Below are 21,882 nucleotides of genomic sequence, written 5' to 3' on the forward strand. Positions count from 1 at the left end.
TAATAATGGCGATAACGGGTTTTTCAAAGAAAATGGCAATACCTGCCTTGGTCATTATTATCTCTGCGTGCGGCGGCGGTGGCTCTTCACCAAATAACCCCAATATTGTTGTTCCACCGACAGACGACGGTGTTATAGGCACCAATGAAGCCGTTGATCTTGTGCTTCATCTACCCGAGCAAACCATTTCCAATATAAGCTGGCAGCAGCTATCAGGTCCGCAGACCAATTTTTTAGCAAGCAATAGTAAAGTTATTGCGTTTACAACACCAAGCGCGGGTCAATACCAATTTAGCGTAAGTTACGATGTCCAAGGTCAAGCCAGACAAAGTAAAGAATATACCCTTAACGTGAATAGCGAACAAAGCCGAGTTAACGCGCGCCTAGGCCATGCGGTAATTGAAGGCAATAAGGTTTCACTACGCAGTCATATCGATACAAGCTTAAGTCAAAACAATATCCGTTGGATGCAAACAGCTGGGCCAAGTGTAACGTTTTTATCTGCAGATAATTCATCAAATGGCGCGGTGAATAACGATGGCGAAAGTGTTATTTACTTTAATGCCCCTGAAGTTGAACAAGATACGCTGTTAACATTTGAGCTACGCTTAAGTCAAAATGGCATTGATCATGTCGACAGTGTGAGTGTTTTAGTTGAAGATGCGCCAGATATTGCCGCCAATGCTTATTCTCAAGACCCACTTGCAAGAGTATTCCCCGCCAATAGCGACTCCCCTTATGCCGATACATTAGCAAATTGTGTTTATTCAAATAGCCTGACAAGCTCGTGTACCTTTGCCAGCTTGCCGCTTATCGCTCATGATACTTCTAGCCCAACAACTGAAGATATAATGGATCGAGTACTTGTTTCACATCCATGGATGGCGGATCGTTTTCGTGATTTTTTGAATAATTACGACAGCAACAACGATTTTAAAAATTTACTGCGTGCAACCACTGCGGTGGTCATTTCTTATGATATTCGCCCTTCTTTTTATTGGGCAAGTACCGGCGCGATTTACCTTGACGGCAAAAACTTTTGGTTAACACCCGATGAACGCGATACCCTCAACGAAGCACTCGACTATCGTTCATCTTTTGGCAATGAACTTCAATTTGTTATGCCATGGCGGTATGTCAAAAATAACGATTACGCAAGCGATTATATTTCTGCTGATGCGCGCGTAAGCCGCAGTCAAGACGATTACTTATATGATCTCTCTCGATTGTTGTACCACGAGCTTGCACACGCGAATGACTTTTTCCCAAGCACCGAGTGGCATGCTCATTCAAGCAATACACGAGTATTAGATGCCGCCTTAGCAACAAATTTTGAGTCAGACCAGCTAGCAATCGCCTACCCATTAACCAGTGAAGAAATGCGCAACTTAGCTCAAGTCAGCTTTCAGGGAAATGATGCCAGCGATACACAAAAAGGGTATTTACCCACAGATATTCGACAATTTTTTAGCCTCGACAGTGCTAGCGATTATTATAGCTACTCATCATTACGCGAAGATTATGCGATGTTATTTGAAGAATTGATGATGCAAAACCGCTATGGCGTATCACGCGATGTTGCCATTACCAACAGACCGACTGGTGATAACGTATTCGCCCAAGACTATATTGTCTCATGGGGTGAGCGTGGCCGTATTGCCACAGCAAGTGTAAAACCGAGAGTATTGTTCACCGCAAATCGCGTGTTACCAGAGTTTGATGCGGCATCAGCACTTGAAACCTTACCGGCGGTTATTGCCATGAATGAAGGTGAAAATTGGATTGAAAACTTGTCGATTAGCCCAAGCGTTCAAGCAAAAAGCCGAACTAATACGAAAAATGCTACTGCTGAAAATAGTGATGAGAGTCAACAACGCCCTGTTCAATGGTTAAGACCTCACCATCAAGCTTTCCCTCAAGGGCATCAATAAAATTTTAAATATAAAAGGTGCTAGTTCGACAGCACTTCTTTGATAAAGGGAATAGTAATTTTTCGCTGCTCCCTTATCGATGCTTTATCAAGTACATCTAACGAGCTGATCAAATCTTGCATTTGTCGGCTAAAGTGATTGAGTAAATACTTTGCCACTTCATCTGACAATACCACGCCGCGTTGTTTAGCACGATATTGTATCGTTGCCAATTTCTCTTCATCAGTTAGCGGCTTAATTTGTTCAATATAGCCCCAATTTAAACGAGAAACTAAATCAGGCAGCGCAATTCCCAAATCTTTTGCAGGCAGATCGGCTGTAATAATCAAACGTTTGTTTTGTTCAATGACACGATTATATAAATCAAATACCGCTTGTTGCCACTGAGCATCATCTGCGATGTATTGAATGCCGTCTAAACAAACTAAATCAATATGCTCAAGCCCTTCAAGCACGTCAACAGAAAGCTGAGTTAGCTCTGAAAAAGATAAACAAAGCGAAGAAAAGCCTTGTTGCTCGGCATAAGCACAGCAGGCGTGCAGCAAATGCGACTTACCAGACCCCGTTTGACCAAATAAATAGAAACCAATCGGCAAGTTTTCTTGCTCTTGCAATGAAAATATAAATTGCTGTAACTGTTCTACAACAACACTGTTGGTTTCACCAAAGAAGCTATCAAAGGTTTCATCGTCGGGTAATTGTACGGCAAGCGCCAGTTGGGCAGTATTTTTCATCGCTGCTCCCATAAAAACACCGGAACCGCCTCTGGATCTTTAGCAGCTAATGGGTCAACAAATTGAGCAAGTTGTTTATTAAGTTTTAACGCCGCAAGAAATGCTTGTTTTGAACCAATTAACTCAAGCGAAAATCGGCGGTTATTACCCTTCACTGCTTGCAGCTGTACGTTTTTAACGGATGACAAATCTTGCAAAAATTCAACTAAATCAACATAAGTGGCCATATCTTCAATATTAGCAACATCAATAACATATTGCTGTTCTGATTTTGTAGATAACGCATAACGCTGATAAATAACTTGCGTAATATCAGCCATTGCTTGTTCAAGTAATGCTTTTTTATCTAACCCTTGATATAGATATGACATTGACTTAGAGCTTAATAATTTACCATCAGAGATTAAACTCCAATCAATAACAAAAGGCTGTTTTTCACAAAGTGGCTGACAATTGCTGTTTTCCTGCTGCTGACCAACTATATCTTCATCAACCTTTTGGTTAGACACGCGAACCACAACAGCCATATCAGCAATGTATCGCGCTGACGCTTGTTCTATTGGCGTAATAAATCGTCCCCAAAAATCAGTAACATTAATAGTAGTGATTTCAGTTAAATCCATTAACGGCAGTAATACCGGCAAGCCACGGGTTTGTGAAAAATCATTAATAATTTGTGGAATATCTGATGACGCACTTGCCGACATGATAGTCCGTTCTAGACCTTGCTCTTCAATTAACCACAATAAAACTTGCGGGCGTAAACTGCCCCATAAGGGTAGATTGGCATTGATAAAAAGCTGATTAATTTTATCTTCATCAAATTGCGCAATAAGCTTGGTGGTGTTTTGCTCTCGCGAATAACGATATTGAGAAATGTATGAATTGAATTGGCTAAGCGCTGGCTTAATTTCGTTAGACTGTAATACGTCTTGCTGGCCACCAACTTTCACTAGCACTGCAGCCATGGCCTTTTTCAGCGCTTGGTTTCGCTCATTGCTGCCCTGAGAATTCACCGCAATTTTTGCGGTATATAAGTCAGTCACTTCAACAGAATAAGTAACTGATGAAAAAACAAACACATAAAAAACAAGGAAAAATCTAAACATAATAATGGGAACAATTAATTTCATGAGATAGATCTTACCATAATGAGAATTATTTTAATCACATATCAAAAATAATTTCTCTCTAGTGGCTTGCGCTGATAGAATATGCGCCTTTAGATACTATCGGTAATTAATTGAGGTTTCCCGTGAGCGAACAAAAACAGTCCCTAAGCTATAAAGATGCTGGTGTTGACATAGATGCAGGCAATGCGTTGGTAGATAACATTAAGGGGGCAGTTAAACGTACAACTCGCCCTGAGGTTATGGGGGGCTTAGGAGGATTTGGTTCTGTTTGCCAACTTCCAACCGGTTACAAAGAACCTGTATTAGTTGCAGGTACTGACGGTGTTGGTACTAAATTACGTTTAGCAATTGATCTTGCTAAGCATGATACCGTTGGTATTGATTTAGTTGCTATGTGTGTAAACGATTTAATCGTTCAAGGTGCTGAGCCTTTATTTTTCCTAGACTATTACGCAACAGCTAAATTAGACGTTGCCGTTGCTTCAGCGGTTGTTGAAGGTATTGCAGAAGGTTGTGTACGTTCGGGTTGTGCTTTAGTAGGCGGTGAAACTGCTGAAATGCCAGGTATGTACCACAAAGGCGATTACGATATCGCTGGTTTTTGTGTTGGTGTTGCCGAAAAATCTCGTTTACTTGACGGTAGTAAAGTTGCCGCTGGCGACCAACTTATTGCATTAGGCTCTTCAGGTCCTCATTCAAATGGTTACTCACTTATTCGTAAAGTGTTAGAAGTTAACAACACGGATACTAGCGAGTTATTAAATGACAAGCCGTTAGCTGAGCATTTACTTGAACCGACTAAGATTTATGTAAAATCTGTATTGGCGCTATTAAAAGAAGTTGAGGTTCACGCTCTATCTCACATCACAGGTGGCGGTTTCTGGGAAAATATTCCACGTGTATTACCTGAAAGTGCACAAGCTATTATTGGTGAAAAAAGCTGGCAATGGCCTGAAATTTTCAACTGGTTACAAGCAAATGGCAACATTAGCAGCCACGAAATGTACCGCACATTCAACTGTGGTGTCGGTATGGTAATTGCTGTTCCTGCTGACCAACTAGCAAAAAGCTTAGAAATTCTGAACGCACAAGGTGAAAACGCGTGGCACATTGGTGCTATTGCAGACTTACCTGAAGGTGAAGAACAAGTGGTTATGTCGCAAGGATAATCATGATGAAACGCAGCCCTATAGTGGTATTAATTTCGGGTAGCGGTACTAATTTGCAGGCAATTATTGATGCCTGCAAATTGGAAGATTACCCCGGTGAAGTTGTCGCGGTAATTTCCAACAAAGCAGATGCATACGGCCTAGAACGCGCAAAGCTTGAAGACATAGCCAACGAGTCATTGTCACATAAAGCGTTTGATAGCCGTGAATTGTATGACCAAGCATTAATTGCAACCATAGATAAATACCAACCAGAACTTGTCGTTTTAGCTGGCTTTATGCGCATTTTAACGCCGCAATTTGTTCAGCATTATCAAGGTCGTTTATTAAACATTCACCCTTCTCTACTGCCTAAATATCAAGGTATGAATACGCATCAGCGTGCCATCGACGCTAAAGATAGCGAACATGGTGTAAGCGTGCACTTTGTTACTGAAGAACTCGACGGCGGGCCGGTAATTTTACAAGCTAAAGTACCAATCTTTGATGGTGATGTTGCTGACGATTTAGCACAACGTGTTCATGAACAAGAACATCGAATTTATCCGCTTGTGGTGAAATGGTTTTGTCAAAAACGCTTGATAATGACCAACGAGCACGCTTTAATGGATAACAAAGTATTACCTGTAAGTGGTTATGCTAGCGAAGAATAAAAATAAAACCTAAGTACACAAGGGCTATTTATGATCAAAACATTACGTAATTTAAAGCTGTTTAAACTAATACCACTAACCCTAGCGACTATTAGTTATGCAAATTACGCTAATGCTCAACAAAGCAGCCCGCATATTAAACCATTTACTGCAACCTACACCATTATTCACAAGTCAGATCCTGTTGGTACTGGGGTTCGACAACTTAAATACTTAGCCGACAACCAAGCAGAATATAGCTACCATAGCGATATCAAATGGCTGATATTTTCAGATCAACGACAAGAAACATCTCGCGTTAATCTTGTAAATTCAAGTGTAACGCCAGTTGAATATAAATATGCACGAGAAGGTACCGGGCGAGATAAACACTATCACTGGACATTTGATGTAGCGAATAATAGCGCTGAGGATCTTGGCCGAAATAAAAAACGTGACATAGAATTTCCAAGCGACATTCAAGATAAACTTAGCTATCACTTACAGCATCGATTGTCCTTAATTGCCACCCCTACACAAAAAACTTTTACTTATCCGGTGATCAGTACGTCAGGAAAAATTAAAGACTACACTTATCAATACGATGGAGAAGAAGAGTTGATGCTACCGTATGGTTTGGTAAAAACAATACGGTTTAAACGTGAAGTAACTGAGAAAAAACGAATCACCTATGCGTGGTTTGCGCCAGAGCTTAACTATTTATTAGTTAAACTCTACCAAATGAAATCAGGTGTTGAACAACTTGAAGCGCAGCTTGCCAAGCTCGAAGAAAACTAATTTCTAAAGCAAGTTCAGAAAATAAGTTCCATAAATTAGCTCCGAAAGTTAATTCCGAAAACTAATTCCAAAAACGAATGCAAAAAATTAGCCTTTATCGACCTGCTCGCCTGAGGCGATAGACTCACCTAGCTGAAACAAATGCCACTGCCCTGTTTCCATTTTATGCCACGTTTCATTGTCAGTTAGTGGCCTAGTTGCAATAACGGTTACCACATCGTTTGTTGTTGTTTCTTCTTGAAAATTCACCACCATTTCAGCGTCAATCAAACTCGCTTGACCAAAAGGCGCACGGCGTGTGATCCAATGCAAGTTATTACTGCAATAAGCAAACACACATTCGCCATTGGTTAAAATTAAATTAAAAACACCAAGCTTTCTAATTTCGTCACACAAACCAGCAATGAACGTAAACAGTGTTTTAGCATCTGGCTCTGTCGTAGAAAAACGTACATGAATTTGGTCCATTAACCAACAAAACGCATGTTCACTGTCAGTTTGTCCAACGGGGATATGATATTTAACTGGCAACGCTTCTTTAAAATTGGCAAGTTGACCATTATGCGCATACGTCCAATGCCTGCCCCAAATTTGTCGGATAAATGGATGGGTGTTTTCTAAATTAACTTCACCAGAATTTGCTTGGCGAATATGACAAACAACCGCTTCACTTTTAATTGGGTACTCAGTCACCAAATGAGCGATTGGTGACTTAGCGCTTGGCAGCGGATCTTTAAAGCTTCGACACCCTTTGCCTTCATAAAACGTAATCCCCCAGCCATCTTTATGTGGGCCAGTGTTGCCGCCGCGCTGCATTAAGCCGCTAAAACTAAAACAAATATCGGTTGGTACGTTGGCGCTCATCGCCAGCAGCTCACACATTTAAACTCCAAAACTTCATCAATATGTCTGACAAATATAATACCATTGGCATAGCGATATCATCGATATTTATTTGCCAAAATAATGATTTAGCCTTAATCTTTACTATATCTGGTCAGACCTTAATTGAATAATCAGAAAACTAATGTAATTCACATATAAACAATCAAGTAATTGTTTATATAACTATATAACCATGAGGATTTATTGTGGACTATTGTCTTTGGCTTATCACTGCAATCGCGCTATGTTGGTTTATGGCGTACAACCGCAGTTCGTTGGTAACTTTTACTATATCTTTTACTGCCTTAATGCTTTTAGGCACAGTCTTAGATCTATTGTCATTTGGCAGTTGGGTAATTTTTGCGGTCATTATCATTCCGCTGAACATTTCAAGTGTACGCAAACAATACATCAGCTTGCCGCTGTTAAAAATGTTTCGTTCGATCATGCCTGAAATGTCGCGTACCGAACAAGAGGCACTTGACGCGGGCACGACCTGGTTTGAAGCGGACTTATTTCGCGGTAATCCTGATTGGAACAAATTACATAACTACCCACAACCCCGCTTAAGTGCTGAAGAAATTGCCTTTTTAAACGGTCCTGTTGAAAAAGTTTGCAACATGGTTGATGACTGGGAAACTTGTCATGAGCGCGCCGATCTATCGCCTGAAGTATGGCAGTACTTAAAAGACAATAAATTTTTTGCCATGATCATTAAAAAGCAATACGGTGGTTTAGAATTTTGTGCCTACGCACAATCGCAAGTATTGCAAAAGCTCAGCAGTGTTTCTTCTGTGCTCTCCAGTACTGTTGGCGTACCAAATTCTTTAGGGCCAGGTGAGTTACTGCAGCATTACGGCACTAAAGAGCAACAAGATTATTACTTACCACGTTTAGCCCGTGGAGAAGAAATTCCCTGTTTTGCATTGACTAGCCCAGAGGCAGGATCTGATGCCGGCGCGATCCCTGATTTTGGCATCGTCTGTAAAGGCGAGTTTGAAGGCAAAGAAGTGCTGGGCATGAAACTCACGTGGGATAAACGTTATATCACACTAGCACCAGTTGCCACTGTATTAGGATTGGCATTTAAACTACAAGATCCAGATAAATTATTAGGTGATACCGTAGACTTGGGCATCACATGTGCGTTAATTCCTACCGATATTGACGGCGTTATTATTGGTCGCCGTCACTTTCCATTAAACGTCACCTTCCAAAATGGTCCTACCCAAGGTAATGAAGTCTTTGTGCCGATAGATTACATTATTGGCGGTGCAGAAATGGCCGGTCAAGGTTGGCGCATGCTCGTTGAATGTTTATCCGTGGGTCGTGCAATTACTTTACCGTCTAACAGTGCTGGTGGGGTAAAATCTATCGCCTTAGCAACAGGTGCCTATAGCCGAATTCGCCGTCAGTTCAAACTACCTATTGGTAAAATGGAAGGCGTTGAAGAAGCCCTTGCACGAATTGGTGGTAATGCTTACCTGATGGATGCGGTTACCACGATGTCGACGGGTGCAATTGATTTAGGTGAGAAACCTTCAGTTATTTCTGCAATTTGTAAATACCATTTAACTGAAAAACTTCGTGCATGTGTTAGCGATGCTATGGATGTTCACGGTGGTAAAGGCGTCTGTTTAGGGCCAAACAATTACCTTGGTCGCGGTTACCAAGGTGCTCCAATTGCCATAACGGTTGAAGGTGCCAATATTTTAACGCGTAGCATGATTATATACGGGCAAGGTGCAATTCGCTGTCACCCGTATGTTTTAGCTGAGCTAGAAGCTGCAAAACAAGAAAATGATCAACAAGCATTAGAAGACTTTGACCACGCCCTATTTGGTCATGTCGGTTTTGCCATTAGTAATATTTTACGTAGCGCATGGTTTTCAGTGTCAGGTGCTCGAGTATTAAGCACACCATTTAATGATAAAACACGTCGTTACTATCAACTGATGACCCGTTTTAGTACCAACCTTGCCATGCTGTCTGATATTGCCATGTTGGTACTTGGTGGCGATCTTAAACGCCGCGAGCGAATTTCAGCCCGTCTAGGCGATATTTTAAGTTACCTTTATTTATCTTCGGCAACACTTAAACGTTACCAAGATGAAGGTCGACAAATTGAAGACTTTCCGCTGGTGCAATGGGCATTGGAAGATTCATTATTTAAAACGCAACAGGCTATTGATGAGTTATTATCTAATTTCCCAAATAAAGCCGTAGCATTTGCACTTAGAGCTATTATCTTCCCATTTGGCACTTGGTTGACTAAACCTTCTGATATCACCGATCACAAAGTTGCTAAAATACTGCAAACGCCAGGTGCAACCAGAGATCGATTAGGTGAAGGACAATACCTTACTCAAGAGCCTGGCAATTTGATGGGTGACTTGGAAAAGACCTTAACTGATATTCTGCGTTGTGAACCACTATTTGAAAAAGTGTGCCAAGCGGTCGGTGAAAAGCTACCATTTTATCGACTCGATTTAGTTGCTGAAAAGGGATTAGCGGCAAATGCAATCAATCAAGAAGAGGCTGACTTGCTTATTCAAACAGAAAAAGCACGAAAAGCAGTAATCGATGTTGATGATTTTGACAATAAAGAACTGGCCATAAACGCTGATTAAGCGCACAAAAAAACATTAACAACTTAACTAAACCTATGACTTAACTTACGAAAATTCATAGGTTTTTTTGTGCTTAACGTATAATTATTTATTGTAGATAACCTAAAGTAAATCACATCAAAAAATGTCTTTTACAATTAAAAACCAGTTATTTTATTTTATATCAATAAGTTATAGAGCAATTGTAACAAAGATTTGTACTTATATTAAAAAAAGGTTAATTTAGCATTACCGTTAATAAGTTAATTTTACCTATGTCAGAAGCAACCGAATCTACTACTGTTAAACGCAGATCTAAAGGCGAAAAAACTCGCGCTTTAATCTTAAAGTCTGCTATTGAAGTACTTGCTCATAACGGAGTCAAAGGTACTACCCATCGCGCTGTTGCCGCCCATGCAAATATTCAATTATCGCTAACTACTTATTATTTCAAAGATATTCAAGAACTTGTTTATGAAGCGTTTTTACTTAGCAGTAAAAAAGCGGTTGAGAACATTACGCCAACATGGGATCGATTATTTGAAGAAATTGAAAGCCATGACAAAACTTCTCTGCGCAAAATGACTGTTAAACAAGACTTATGTAACAAGCTAACCGACTTAGCTGCAGAGTATTTATATAATAAAATTATTGCAGACCCGATTGAGCTTTCTGCTGAACAATTAATGTTTGCCGAAGCTAATTTTAATCCTAAATTGTTACCGGTTATTGAACATCACCGACAAGAACTGTTAAAGCCATGTCTTAAGTTCTGTCGTTATTTCAATAAGAAATCTGCTGAGGTCGATGCAGATATTATGTTGACTGTATTTAGCCAGCTCGAATATAGAAATTTATCACTAACACCTGAAGAATTAAGCCTTGAACACATTCGCACTATTACCCATCGAATGTTTGCCATGTTAATGCGTTTAAAGCCCTAAAATATAAGCACAAAAAAAGCGCCAATTAAATTAAGGCGCTTTTCATCTTTTTATACATTCTAAATAAATAGGTTCATAAAAGCATGAACCTATTTATATCAATCAACTAAAACGAAAGTAATTCCTGATCAAGTTGCATTAAGCTTTTTGGATCCGCCATCATCGTTGCTGCCAATGACTTAGTGCGTGGTAACATCATTTCAAAATAAAACTCAGCGGTTTTAATTTTAGCTCGATAAAAATCTCTGTTTTCAACGTCTGTTGCGAGTTTTTCATAAGCCGCTTGTGCCATTTGTGCCCAGAAGTAAGCCATAACAACGTATCCGGAATACATTAGGTAATCGACCGAGGCAGACCCGACAACATCACGATTTTTCTTCGCTTTCAGTGCAATACGCAATGAGTATTGCTGCCAGTTTGCAACCGCTTTGCTTAACGGCCAAATAAATTTATTCATGCCGCGTTTATGTGGATTGCTCGAGACCATACTTTTGTCTTTACAGAAAACTAAAATTTCTTTAGCAAAGTTTTTCAAAGACTTGCCGCGATTTAGTAAAATCTTACGACCTAATAAATCTAACGCCTGAATACCTGTCGTGCCTTCATACAAAGTAGAAATACGAACATCACGAACAATTTGTTCCATGCCCCATTCTTGAATATAACCATGACCACCAAAAATTTGCATACCATGGCTTGCACTTTCACAGCCCAGCTCAGTCATAAAGGCTTTTAAAATTGGCGTGATAAAACCTAAACGGTCATCGGCAATTTTACGCTCTTCTTCGGTTTGGCCTTGTTCGACAATATCGACAAGTTGCGAGGTATAATAAATCATCGCGCGCCCGCCTTCGGCAATGGCTTTTTGAGTCATTAGCATTTTGCGAACATCAGGATGAACAATAATTGGATCTGCCACTAACTCTGGATTTTTCTTACCCGTTAAAGAACGCATAGATAAGCGCTCTTTAGCATAGGCAAGTGAGTTTTGGTAAGCCAACTCAGAGGCACACAAACCTTGTAATGCGGTACCAACGCGCGCGGTATTCATAAAGGTAAACATACATTCTAGGCCTTTATTTTCTGGCCCTATTAATACACCTTTTGAATTATCAAAATTAAGAACCGCCGTTGCCGACGCTTTAATGCCCATTTTATGTTCAATGGAACCACACGTCACATTATTGCTTTCACCTAAGTTACCTTGTTGGTCAACTTGAACTTTAGGCACGATAAACAACGAAATACCACGAGTCCCCGCAGGTGCGTCGGGCAAGCGAGCTAATACAATGTGAATAATGTTTTCGGTAAGATCGTGCTCACCTGCAGAAATAAATATTTTTGTACCAGTAACATTATAAGTGCCGTCACCATTTGGCACCGCTTTAGTTTTCACCTGCCCTAAATCTGTACCGCACTGAGGCTCGGTTAAACACATGGTGCCTGTCCATGTACCTTCGGTTAGACGAGTTAAATACAATTCTTTTTGTTCTTTACTGCCATGAGTATGCACAGTGTTCATCGCACCATGGCTAAGACCAGGGTACATCGCCCAAGACCAGTTAGCTGTTGCCATCATTTCTTGTTTTGCCATGCCCATCGACGGTGGTAAGCCCTGCCCGCCATAATCAACAGGATGCGATAAACTTTGCCAACCACCAGCAACATATTGATCATACGCTTCTTTAAAGCCTTTAGGTGTGGTTACTTTGCCATTGTCAAAAGTACAGCCTTCTTGGTCGCCACTTTGGTTAAGTGGTAAAAGCTCATTTTCACTGAATTTGGCGCATTCTTGAAAAATAGCATCGACTAAGTCTGGGGTCGCTTCTTCAAAGTCAGGATTTTTTTGATAATGTCCGTAATAATCAAATACATCTTCAAATAAAAACTTAATATCCATCAAAGGCGCTTTATAACTTAGCATAAGTGAACTCCGTATAATTTGTATCTACAAATGAGTGTAGTTAATTTTTTTATAGTCACCACAGATTAACTGGTCAGACCACGAGATGCAAATTTTATTTAGTCACTAAAATAATAATCGCTATAAAACATCTCATTAAAAACACTGCGCTAATGGTGCTAACTATGGGAGCTTAGCCCAATGAATAATTGTTTAATCTGTAACGGTTTACATCAGCATTTGTTATTTCATTAACAATGAATAAATTTTACCTTTCAATTATTTACTTCTATATTTTGACTAGGTGGCTTAGCCATTTAAGCGTAGTAGATTCATCAGAAACTGTATCGTTATCAAATAAAAAAACGTGTTTACTTACTCAACCATTAGTAAACAAATAAGGAAACTAAGATGGTTAGACTTACACTTATCACAATCACTTTTTGGCTATTTTGTAACAATGCGCTTGCCAAGCAATTATGGAGTGATGCCAGTATTAGTTATTTATATGGCAGTAACTACGAAGTGGGTGATGATGAAAAATCAGTAATGACACTAGAGCATGCTAGCGGCCATACCTGGGGCAGCACTTTTACTTTTGTTGACCGCTTACATGATCATAATTTAGGTGGTAATGAAACCTATGGTGAAATTTCAGCGAATATTGACCTAGCTGAGTTTGAAAATAGTTGGGTAAATAAATTCTATGTCTCACCGCAGTTAGAGTTTGGCTCAAATCCTTTCAATAATTTTAACAATGTTTTGTACGGTGTTGGCGTACGTTTGAATGTGCCTAAAGCTAAATATGTGAATGTTACGCTTTACCGCAGAAATAACGACTTAATTGACGACAATAACCAAGTCACCATTGTTTGGGCTTTTCAGCTAACAAATAATATCGTTTATGATGGTTTTACAGATATCGTCGACAGTAACAGCGAACGCGATTCACAATACAACATCACTTCGCAATTAAAATACGATATTGGCCAACATTTCAATATCAGTAAAAGTACACTTTACTTAGGTATTGAATACACCTATTGGCACAACAAGTTTGGTATCGACGGTATTACCGAAAATAATGCCAACTTTTTAGTTAAATGGCACCTTTAAACCTTTGTGCAAGTAAAGAAAAGTAAAGCGCTTGACTTAGCTTAAGCGGTAAGCGATATTTATTATCTTATAAATACGATTATAAATTAATCGCCGTTTTATAATAGACAACTAAGCTTAAATGACTTGAAAACTATCCTGAACCTGAATAGTCAATAATAACCTCAGATCGAGTATTACAATGATTACTACTTTTTTATCTAAACCCATTTTTACTGCAACAAAAACCAGCCTAGCTCTTGCGCTAGCGTTGACATCAAGCGCAGTGTTTTCTGCAGATTATTACGTTCATCCAACATTAGGCAGCGACGATAACGACGGTCTGTCAATGAATAAACCTTGGAAAAGCTTAGCAAAAGCGAAAAAACAAAAATTGGTTGCGGGTGATAATTTGTTGCTCGCTCAAGGACAAACATTTTTGGGTTCGTTAAACTATAAAAAGCTTAAAGGCACAAAAGATAAACCAATAACAATCACAAGTTATGCACCTGATAACGCAAGTAACACTAAACGTGCACACATAAATGCAGCCGGTCAGCTTTATGGTATTCACTTACTCGACAGCAGCTTTGTCAATGTTAAAAATTTGAGTATTTCAGCTAACGCTGGCGGCATACCTGACTGGGTAAAAGAAGAAGTCAAAAAATCACAAAAGTGGAAAGGAAAGAAAAAGTTTTCACCAATGCGCATTGGTGTTTATGTAGAAAGCCGCGGCAATGAAACCTACAGCGATATTCATTTAAACAACCTGCTTATTAAAGATGTCTATTACAATAAAGCCGGCGTAAGTCGCTCTAAAAAAGAAGTCAAGTCTGCCAATGGTACACAAAGCTATGGTTGGGGCATTCGCTTTATCAGCAGAAATAAAAGTCAATTGGCTAATCTATCAGTGACAAATTCACAAATTACCGATGTTTCACACACAGGGATTAAATTTACCGGTAAAACACAAAACGTTTACGTAAACAAAAATATCGTATTTAACGTTGGCGGCCCAGGTATACAAGTGAGCAATATGAGCAATGGCCTATTTAGTAACAACAAAGTTGACAGCTCGGGTAGCAACGACGATTCGAGAAAATGGGGACGCGGCAGTGGCATGTGGACATGGAGCAGTTCAAATATTTTAATTGAACATAACCAGTTTACCAATGCTAACGGTCCGGGTGATTCAGCCGGCTTTCACATTGACTACAACTGCGACAATATTGTTGTGCAATATAACTTAAGTGCTAATAATGCCGGCGGATTTTGTGAAATATTAGGTAATAATTACAATAACGCCTATCGCTACAATATTAGTATTAATGACGGCTATCGCGTTAAAGGTGAAAACAATGCCTTTCAAGAAGGCAAGTTATTCTGGCTAAGTGGTTATCAAGGCGATAAAAAACCAAGAAAAGGCCCTTTTAATAGCTATTTTTACAATAACACTATGTATGTAAGTAGCGAGATTGTCGCGAAAGTGGCTATTGATAGAATGACCAAAGGTGCGCTGATCACTAATAATATTTTCCATATAATGGGCGACAGCAAAGAAGTATTAGGCGACCAATACAACCCAGCGAAAAAAGGTAAGAGTAAAGTTAAAAATATGGTGTTTGAAAACAACTTATTTTTAAAAGAAAGCAATTGGCCGGCAACAATAAAAGTACAAGACAGTGCCCCACTATTTGGTAATGCTGATTTTGTAAACCCAGGTGGTGTAAAACTTGCCGATTATACGCCTCAAAATAAAGCGCTTGTCGAAGATAAGGGTGTCGAAATTAAGACATTACCTAAAGATAAAGTCGGCTTAAACGTTGGCCTGAAGGTTACTCATGACATTTTAGGTAATAAGATCATTGGCAAGCCAGATATGGGCGCCATTGAAATTTCAGCACAACCTTAGTTTGACTTAACAATGAAAAATTTATTTTTACTTATCGTCGCTAGCCTGCTTTTTACAAGTTATTCTAGCGACACCTTAGCTAAGAAAAATGCTGAGCAAGGTAAACATTTATTTATTCTTTCAGGTCAATCTAATATGGTTGGCCTTAATGTTAATCAATATTTTACCCCGATAGTCAATAAGCACTTCGGCGCTGATAAAACCATTGTTGTTAAAGACGCAAAAGGCGCACAACCGATCAGGCGTTGGTATAAAAATTGGCAACCTCAAGCCAATAACGTACCTAAGCATTATCAAGCAGAACAAAATGGCGACTTATACAATCGATTAATGACAAAGGTAAATGCGGCAATTGAAAAAGAGAACATCGCTAGCGTGAGTTTTATTTGGGTACAAGGTGAGCGAGATGCTCGCGAGCAAAACGCCAATATTTACGCAGACAGTTTTAAAGGTGTGCTCAAACAATTAAAGCAAGACCTAAATGTTGACGACATTCATGTGGTCATTGGTCGATTAAGCGACTTTGATATGCAAAATGTAAAATATAAGCATTGGACTAAGATGCGTCAGGTTCAGCAAAATCTTGCCAACAATCTTGCTAGTGCTGCATGGGTTAATACCGATGATTTAAATGACGGTGTTAATCACAAAGGTAAGCCGATTAAAAATGACTTACATTATAGCGTTGCAGGCTACCAAATATTTGGCAAGCGTTTGGCACATGCCGCCATTCAATTAATCAACAACTAACCATATTAGCTTGCACGACCATTTTTAGCCGCTGATGCATAATAAGCATAGAGCGGCTTTTATCTTTTAATGCTGTTAATTTAATGCCATAAATTAACAGCTATTTATTTTCTAACCAAACAGCATTTAAGCCCAGATGCATTTCCAGCACAGTTACGCGAAACACCTCCGCCCAATCCATAGCTGAATTATTTACACCGTTAAAATAACAGGCAATAATGCTAAGTAACTAAGCGCTCGACTTATTGTTAGTTTGTAACGTTAATAAATATTAAAAGGCATAAGCATGTGTGGCAGACTTAATGTAACCGACGATAAATTTGTTGTTAACTTAGTTAACGAACTAGGCGTTGACCTCAATATTACGCCAATAAAGCCGAACAGGTTTGTGCGCGCAGCAAGTCCTGTGCAAATTATTTATGAAAGCCACGGGCAACGTTACATGAAAGAAGCCCTATGGTGGTTATTGCTTGAGCCAAGCGGCAATGGTTTTAAACCCTCAAGGTACACTAGCTTTAATACCCGCTATGACAAGCTCAATGTGCCAAGAACAGCCGGTTATGTGCCCTATCGACAGTCACGTTGTATTATTGTCGCCAAAGGCTTTGGTGAGACTGAATTTGGTTATCAAGGTAGCAAAAAAGTAGCTAAACACTATTTTGACTTTAGCGCGACTGATGGCGCACTTTCTTTTGGCGGTTTATATAAAAACTATCAGTGCCCACATACAGGTGAAATAACCACAGGTTGCAGCATTATTACTTTACCTGCCCATGAAAAACTGGCGCAAATGCACAGTAAAGCGAGCCCACTAATGTTACCGCAAAATCATGCGTGTTTAGATGCTTGGCTTAACCCCAATGAACAAAATGTAGCGCAATTTGATGCCTTACTAAATCCTGCGATAAGACAAAACTTAACCGCAACTCAAATCGATAAACCGAGCACCTACAACGAAATTGCACCACCTCGCTTCATTCAAGCAGACAGTTTTTAAAAGCTAGAAGTTTCAAGTTTCAAGTTTCAAGTTTCAAGTTTCAAGTTTCAAGTTTCAAGCGGCAAGTAAAAAGCTTTCTATCTTTCAATTTCCAGCTTTTGTCTTGCCGCTTTTAGCTTCTAGCTTATCGCTTGCTGCTATTCTTTATCTTTGATCACCGCAACAAGTAACGCAGGTAAAAAGGTTAACGATAACAAGGTTGACACGATAATTCCTGATAAAACAATTACGCCAACGCCGCGATAAAGTTCAGTGCCTTCCCCCGGAATAAGTACTAATGGCGCTAAACCAAAAACGGTAGTCGCTGTCGACATTAAAATAGGTTTTAATCGTTTGGCAACCGCTTGTATAACCGCATCTTGTACTTTTAGTCCTTGCTCGATAACAAATCGGCGCGTTTGATCAACGATTAAAATTGGATTGTTAACCACAGTACCTAATAAAATCAAAAAGCCGAGCATAGTGATCATGTCAAACGGTTGATGGTAAGCTGAAAAACCTAGCGCTGTTAAGCCACTATTAACAGCATTTACACCAATAAGGCCAAGTAAACCACCCGCCATACCTAACGGCACTGTTGCTAAAATAAATAGCGGATAACGCCAATGGGTAAAAATGGCAACAAGCAATAAGTAACTTAGCACTAGGGCAATAATAAAGTTATCCGATAATGAGGCTTGTGTCGCTTCAAGTTGATCGGCTGCGCCACTGGTACTCACTTTTATGCCCTGTGCAATTTTACCTTCCCGCCAAAGCGAGGGTAGCAGTTCTTCTCGAACTAATTGTTCAGCTGTTTCTAACGCAACTTCGCGTGGCGGAATAATATAAACAGTTACTGTTCGATTGCCATCAACACGACGCACCGCATTACTGTTTTGACTGGCCACTAAATCAGCAAGGGCATTTAACGGTAAAATATTACCCTGTGGCGTCACCATTGGGGTAACCGCTAATTCATCTAAATTTTGTTCATTGCCTGCGCCGCTAAACATGAAAATATCAATTTTATCGTCGTTTAGAATAAACTCGTCGACATATGCACCATCACTCATTGCCGCGATAGCATAACCAAAGTCATTGTTATTAATGCCAAGCTCAGCTAAACGCTGCCAGCGCGGTTTAATTTCAACCAATGGCTGGTCAAGTGTTAATGAACTAGGTTCAGAGTTTATTTGCGGGTTATCAAACACCTTTTCTGCCTGTTGATAAACCGCGTTAGCCGCTTGGTAAAGTTCGATAATATCGCTACCGGCAATATCAACCGCAACAGCACGCGTACCACCGTCATTGCTAGAAATAATAGAGCCACGTGACGAAAATGCGCGCATGTTTTCATAGCTTCTAAACTTTTCTGTAATTGCCGTCATCATTTGGTTAATATTTTCAGGATCAACTGGTGCACTTAAAAACCAAATACGACCGACAGATACCGTCATCGAATAATATTCTAACGGCGGCATATTCGTTTCACCTTGCTCAAAGGCTTGACTGTCGGCCAACACAAACTCATCAAAATAGGTCCGTAATTCCACGCCAATTTTTTTCATTTCAGACAAGTTATAACTTGGCGGTGCAATCATCATTGAAAAGGCTTTCGGCTCTTCCCCTTCAGGTAAATATTCTGCCGCTGGCATTAACACATAAGCAGCAGATAAAATCACCACAACAAAACTAGCGACAGCAATACGGGCACGTGCAACTGAGCGCGTAAAAAATTTCGCCAAATTTAACCATTTATCTGATAAGACAAAACGTTTACCTTGTTGTAAGTCTTCTTTTTTTCCGATGTGAGATAGGGCAACTGGCACAACAAATATTGCCACTAACATCGAGGCAATAATGGCGCCTGAAATTGCAATTGCGATATCAGAATAAAGCTGTCCTGCTTCTTGTTGAACAAATAAAATTGGTGCAAATACCAATACGGTAGTAGCGGTTGATGCCAACACAGCAGGCCAAACTTCCTTAACGCCTTTTATCGCCGCTTGAACTTTGCTCACACCTTGGCGTTTGGCTTGCACAATAGCTTCAAGCACGACAATAGTGTTATCAACTGTCATACCTATAGCAAAAGCAACGCCCGCTAATGAAATCACATTAATAGTGCGGCCAAAAATCATTAACGCTAAAAAGGCCGCAATGGTACAAAGTGGAATGCCTAATACACCCACTAAGGTCGCTTTGCCTGAGCGTAAGAAAAAATACATCACTAAGGTTGCCAGCAAGGCACCTAAACCTAAATTGGTCCAAACATTTTTCAACGAGCTGGCGACATATTTAACGTCATCACTGGTCAGTTTCAGCTCTAAGCCATTTTGCACTAATAGCTGCTTATTAATGTCTTCCACAACGGGTAGCATTTGCTCTTTTATCGCTAAGACATTTGAACCACTTTCACGGCGCACTGATAAACTGATGGTTCGTTCGCCGCTGTTAAACGATAAAGCACGGGTTTCGAAATGATCTAAGCTCACCTTAGCAACGTCTTTTAGCAAAATATTAGCGTTATTTTTACGGCTAACGATTAAATTTTCTAGCTCGTTAATTTGTTCAAAGCGGCCAACAACACGCAGTAAATACCGACTTTTACCACTTTCAATATCGCCGGCTGAGGTATCTTTATTGCGATTTCGAATAGCCGTTCTTAATTGCGGCAAACTAATACCACGCTGGGCTAAGCGCGCTGCGTCAACTTTAATTTGAATTTGGCGCTCTGCCCCGCCGCGGATCCCAACTTCAGACACACCTGGCACACTTTCCATACGCGGGCGAATAAAGTCATCCGCAAAGTCTCTAAGCAAATCGACATCAAGATCTAACGGATTGCCTTTTTGTGGTTTAAGCACAAAATACATAAACGCATTGCCGGAAAAAGAGCTCGAAAATAGACGCGGTTGATCGACATTTTCTGGATAAGCAGGTACTTGACTTAACGCGTTATTAACACGAATTAAGGCATCGTTTGGATCGACACCAAAAGGAAACTCTAACTCAATACTTGCCGAGCCCATACGCGCATACGAGACCATACGCTGCAAATTAGGTAAGCTTCTAAGGTAACGTTCTTGTTCGATTAATATTTCTTTTTCAACATCTTGTGGCGTTGCGCCCGGCCAACCGGTTTGCACGGTAATGGTACGTACTTCAAGGTCGGGGATCATTTGTACTGGAATATTTAGTGCGGCGACTAAGCCTAAAATCGTGGTAATAAGTACCACAACCGCAACTAAAGTCCCTCTTTTTACAGCTGCTGTGATCATTTAAGTTGCCCTTTCACCAAGTTCACTTTAACAGCATCACCATGTTGTAAAAGCTCAATACCTGAAATAACAAATGGCTTGTTGGCATCAGCGCCTGAAACTGAAACGAGATTACCTTGTCGGTTTACCACCTTCACTAATTTTCGTTTCGCTTGATTATTTTCAACAATAAAAACGCTCGTACCGCCGTCGGGGTGTTGCTTTAAGGCAGATTTTGGCAGCCACAATAAAGGTTGACTCGATGCAGGTAAACGTAAATCGGCACGGGCAGACATACCCGAGACTAACGGGGCATTTTCTGGCAGCTCAACTAGCCCGATAATTGTGCGACTACTGTTATTGGCAACGCCTACTAAACGATTTAATCTCGCCTCGATTGCCGTTGCACCAGCAAAGTCGGGGGTCACTTTTACTGTTACGTTTTGTTGACCATTAAGCTGAGCAAAATACTCTTGCGGAATGGCAATGTTTAATCGCATATTTTGTTGTTCAACTAAGGTAAACACCGGGGTTTGTTGAGTAACCCATTCACCTAAATCAATATGACGCTGTGCGATAACTCCAGCAAAAGGGGCGTATAAGGTATGACGCGCCAGCATTTCTTTTTTCTCGGCAAGTTCTGCATTAACTCGGCCAAGCTCTGCATCGGCAATTGCCAGCGCGGATAATCGCTCACCCAGTAAGGTTTCGGCAACTAGTTGTTTTTTTGATAAGGTGATAACTTCACTATACAAACGCTGCGCTTCTGCTTTTTCAGCTTCTGCTGCTGCTTTTTGCGCTTTAACTTGCGCTAAACTCAGCTCGGCAAGCTTAGTATCTAACGTTAAGAGCTTTTGGCCTTGGCTGACAGTATCGCCTGCTTCTACAAAATACTGGGCAACTAGCCCTTGTTGCAATACCGCTAAATCGGCATGTTGCTTGGCTTCGACTGTTCCCGTTAGTGATAAGATTTGCTTAGTATCACTAACCTCTGCATGATAAACATCTACAGTTGTGAATTTACTCTTCACTTCATTGGCGGATAAGCTGTTAACAAATAAGGAAAATATAAGGCAAGTTATTGTTATTAAGCGCATTGTCATTTCAACTTCTTTTTAAATGATAATAATTATCATTAGAGTAGAATAACA

At 40.1% G+C, this 21,882-nt stretch carries 16 protein-coding genes; 10 read left to right on the top strand and 6 right to left on the bottom strand.

Annotated features, from left to right (window positions below):
* The first annotated feature begins 5 nt into the window (after positions 1 to 5).
* Positions 6 to 1,931, top strand: a complete 1,926-nt coding sequence (locus tag ACRRSQ_RS11740) for a hypothetical protein (RefSeq protein WP_440875933.1) — start codon at positions 6 to 8, stop codon at positions 1,929 to 1,931.
* 20 nt (positions 1,932 to 1,951) lie between these two features.
* On the opposite strand, the gene hda is transcribed toward ACRRSQ_RS11740, so the two are convergent.
* Both hda and ACRRSQ_RS11750 read right to left on the bottom strand, forming a co-directional pair.
* Entirely contained in the window at positions 1,952 to 2,665 is a 714-nt protein-coding gene (gene hda, locus ACRRSQ_RS11745; RefSeq protein WP_440875934.1) for a DnaA regulatory inactivator Hda, read from the bottom strand.
* Positions 2,662 to 3,798 (bottom strand): DUF2066 domain-containing protein, encoded by a 1,137-nt coding sequence (locus ACRRSQ_RS11750; protein ID WP_440875935.1) that lies wholly within the window; start codon positions 3,796 to 3,798, stop codon positions 2,662 to 2,664. The genes hda and ACRRSQ_RS11750 overlap by 4 nt, the downstream gene beginning before the upstream one ends.
* 122 nt (positions 3,799 to 3,920) lie before the next feature.
* Between ACRRSQ_RS11750 and purM the strand changes: the two genes are divergently transcribed.
* From purM to ACRRSQ_RS11765, 3 genes are read left to right on the top strand one after another with little or no spacing between them, the layout of a single operon-like run.
* Positions 3,921 to 4,967, top strand: coding sequence for a phosphoribosylformylglycinamidine cyclo-ligase (gene purM / locus ACRRSQ_RS11755; RefSeq protein WP_440875936.1), 1,047 nt, complete (start codon positions 3,921 to 3,923; stop codon positions 4,965 to 4,967).
* A gap of 5 nt (positions 4,968 to 4,972) precedes the next feature.
* A complete protein-coding gene (gene purN / locus ACRRSQ_RS11760; RefSeq protein ID WP_440876103.1) occupies positions 4,973 to 5,620 on the top strand; it encodes a phosphoribosylglycinamide formyltransferase in 648 nt (215 codons plus the stop codon).
* A gap of 30 nt (positions 5,621 to 5,650) precedes the next feature.
* Entirely contained in the window at positions 5,651 to 6,397 is a 747-nt protein-coding gene (locus tag ACRRSQ_RS11765) for a DUF3108 domain-containing protein (RefSeq protein WP_440875937.1), read from the top strand.
* An 87-nt stretch (positions 6,398 to 6,484) separates the two neighbouring features.
* Here the strand turns inward: ACRRSQ_RS11765 and ACRRSQ_RS11770 are convergent, their stop codons facing one another.
* Positions 6,485 to 7,279, bottom strand: a complete 795-nt coding sequence (locus ACRRSQ_RS11770; protein WP_440875938.1) for a class II glutamine amidotransferase — start codon at positions 7,277 to 7,279, stop codon at positions 6,485 to 6,487.
* 209 nt (positions 7,280 to 7,488) lie between these two features.
* Between ACRRSQ_RS11770 and fadE the strand changes: the two genes are divergently transcribed.
* A complete protein-coding gene (gene fadE, locus ACRRSQ_RS11775) occupies positions 7,489 to 9,912 on the top strand; it encodes an acyl-CoA dehydrogenase FadE (RefSeq protein WP_440875939.1) in 2,424 nt (807 codons plus the stop codon).
* Positions 9,913 to 10,166: 254 nt separating this feature from the next.
* Complete coding sequence (locus ACRRSQ_RS11780; RefSeq protein ID WP_440875940.1) at positions 10,167 to 10,835, top strand: TetR/AcrR family transcriptional regulator; 669 nt, start codon at positions 10,167 to 10,169, stop codon at positions 10,833 to 10,835.
* Between the two features lie 106 nt (positions 10,836 to 10,941).
* Here the strand turns inward: ACRRSQ_RS11780 and ACRRSQ_RS11785 are convergent, their stop codons facing one another.
* On the bottom strand, positions 10,942 to 12,759 hold the full coding sequence (locus tag ACRRSQ_RS11785; RefSeq protein WP_440875941.1) for an acyl-CoA dehydrogenase C-terminal domain-containing protein: 1,818 nt from the start codon (positions 12,757 to 12,759) through the stop codon (positions 10,942 to 10,944).
* A 390-nt stretch (positions 12,760 to 13,149) separates the two neighbouring features.
* Here ACRRSQ_RS11785 and ACRRSQ_RS11790 point away from each other — a divergent pair, with 390 nt between their 5' ends.
* The 4 genes from ACRRSQ_RS11790 (at position 13,150) to ACRRSQ_RS11805 (ending at position 17,492) form a co-directional block, all read left to right on the top strand.
* Positions 13,150 to 13,854 carry a nucleoside-binding protein gene (locus ACRRSQ_RS11790; protein ID WP_440875942.1) on the top strand — a complete coding sequence of 235 codons (705 nt, stop codon included), beginning with the start codon at positions 13,150 to 13,152 and terminating at the stop codon, positions 13,852 to 13,854.
* Between the two features lie 181 nt (positions 13,855 to 14,035).
* Entirely contained in the window at positions 14,036 to 15,745 is a 1,710-nt protein-coding gene (locus ACRRSQ_RS11795; RefSeq protein ID WP_440875943.1) for a right-handed parallel beta-helix repeat-containing protein, read from the top strand.
* Between the two features lie 12 nt (positions 15,746 to 15,757).
* A complete protein-coding gene (locus ACRRSQ_RS11800) occupies positions 15,758 to 16,495 on the top strand; it encodes a sialate O-acetylesterase (RefSeq protein WP_440875944.1) in 738 nt (245 codons plus the stop codon).
* 286 nt (positions 16,496 to 16,781) lie between these two features.
* A complete protein-coding gene (locus ACRRSQ_RS11805) occupies positions 16,782 to 17,492 on the top strand; it encodes an SOS response-associated peptidase family protein (protein ID WP_440875945.1) in 711 nt (236 codons plus the stop codon).
* Positions 17,493 to 17,629: 137 nt separating this feature from the next.
* On the opposite strand, the gene ACRRSQ_RS11810 is transcribed toward ACRRSQ_RS11805, so the two are convergent.
* Positions 17,630 to 20,752 (bottom strand): efflux RND transporter permease subunit, encoded by a 3,123-nt coding sequence (locus ACRRSQ_RS11810; protein WP_440875946.1) that lies wholly within the window; start codon positions 20,750 to 20,752, stop codon positions 17,630 to 17,632.
* Positions 20,749 to 21,834: an efflux RND transporter periplasmic adaptor subunit gene (locus ACRRSQ_RS11815; protein WP_440875947.1), complete on the bottom strand. Its 1,086-nt coding sequence runs from the start codon at positions 21,832 to 21,834 to the stop codon at positions 20,749 to 20,751. Before ACRRSQ_RS11815 ends, ACRRSQ_RS11810 begins: the two co-directional genes overlap by 4 nt.
* Between the last annotated feature and the right edge of the window lie 48 nt (positions 21,835 to 21,882).

It is taken from the genome of Thalassotalea sp. PLHSN55 (genome assembly GCF_052030545.1).
Classification (GTDB): Bacteria; Pseudomonadota; Gammaproteobacteria; order Enterobacterales; family Alteromonadaceae; genus CANMXU01.

Bases quoted from the DNA above. Each gene is read 5' to 3' on its own strand.
- ACRRSQ_RS11740 (WP_440875933.1), top strand. From the start codon at position 6: ATGGCGATAACGGGTTTTTCAAAGAAAATGGCAATACCTGCCTTGGTC.
- hda (WP_440875934.1), bottom strand. From the start codon at position 2,665: ATGAAAAATACTGCCCAACTGGCGCTTGCCGTACAATTACCCGACGAT.
- ACRRSQ_RS11750 (WP_440875935.1), bottom strand. From the start codon at position 3,798: ATGAAATTAATTGTTCCCATTATTATGTTTAGATTTTTCCTTGTTTTT.
- purN (WP_440876103.1), top strand. From the start codon at position 4,973: ATGAAACGCAGCCCTATAGTGGTATTAATTTCGGGTAGCGGTACTAAT.
- ACRRSQ_RS11765 (WP_440875937.1), top strand. From the start codon at position 5,651: ATGATCAAAACATTACGTAATTTAAAGCTGTTTAAACTAATACCACTA.
- ACRRSQ_RS11770 (WP_440875938.1), bottom strand. From the start codon at position 7,279: ATGTGTGAGCTGCTGGCGATGAGCGCCAACGTACCAACCGATATTTGT.
- ACRRSQ_RS11780 (WP_440875940.1), top strand. From the start codon at position 10,167: ATGTCAGAAGCAACCGAATCTACTACTGTTAAACGCAGATCTAAAGGC.
- ACRRSQ_RS11785 (WP_440875941.1), bottom strand. From the start codon at position 12,759: ATGCTAAGTTATAAAGCGCCTTTGATGGATATTAAGTTTTTATTTGAA.
- ACRRSQ_RS11790 (WP_440875942.1), top strand. From the start codon at position 13,150: ATGGTTAGACTTACACTTATCACAATCACTTTTTGGCTATTTTGTAAC.
- ACRRSQ_RS11795 (WP_440875943.1), top strand. From the start codon at position 14,036: ATGATTACTACTTTTTTATCTAAACCCATTTTTACTGCAACAAAAACC.
- ACRRSQ_RS11800 (WP_440875944.1), top strand. From the start codon at position 15,758: ATGAAAAATTTATTTTTACTTATCGTCGCTAGCCTGCTTTTTACAAGT.
- ACRRSQ_RS11805 (WP_440875945.1), top strand. From the start codon at position 16,782: ATGTGTGGCAGACTTAATGTAACCGACGATAAATTTGTTGTTAACTTA.
- ACRRSQ_RS11810 (WP_440875946.1), bottom strand. From the start codon at position 20,752: ATGATCACAGCAGCTGTAAAAAGAGGGACTTTAGTTGCGGTTGTGGTA.
- ACRRSQ_RS11815 (WP_440875947.1), bottom strand. From the start codon at position 21,834: ATGACAATGCGCTTAATAACAATAACTTGCCTTATATTTTCCTTATTT.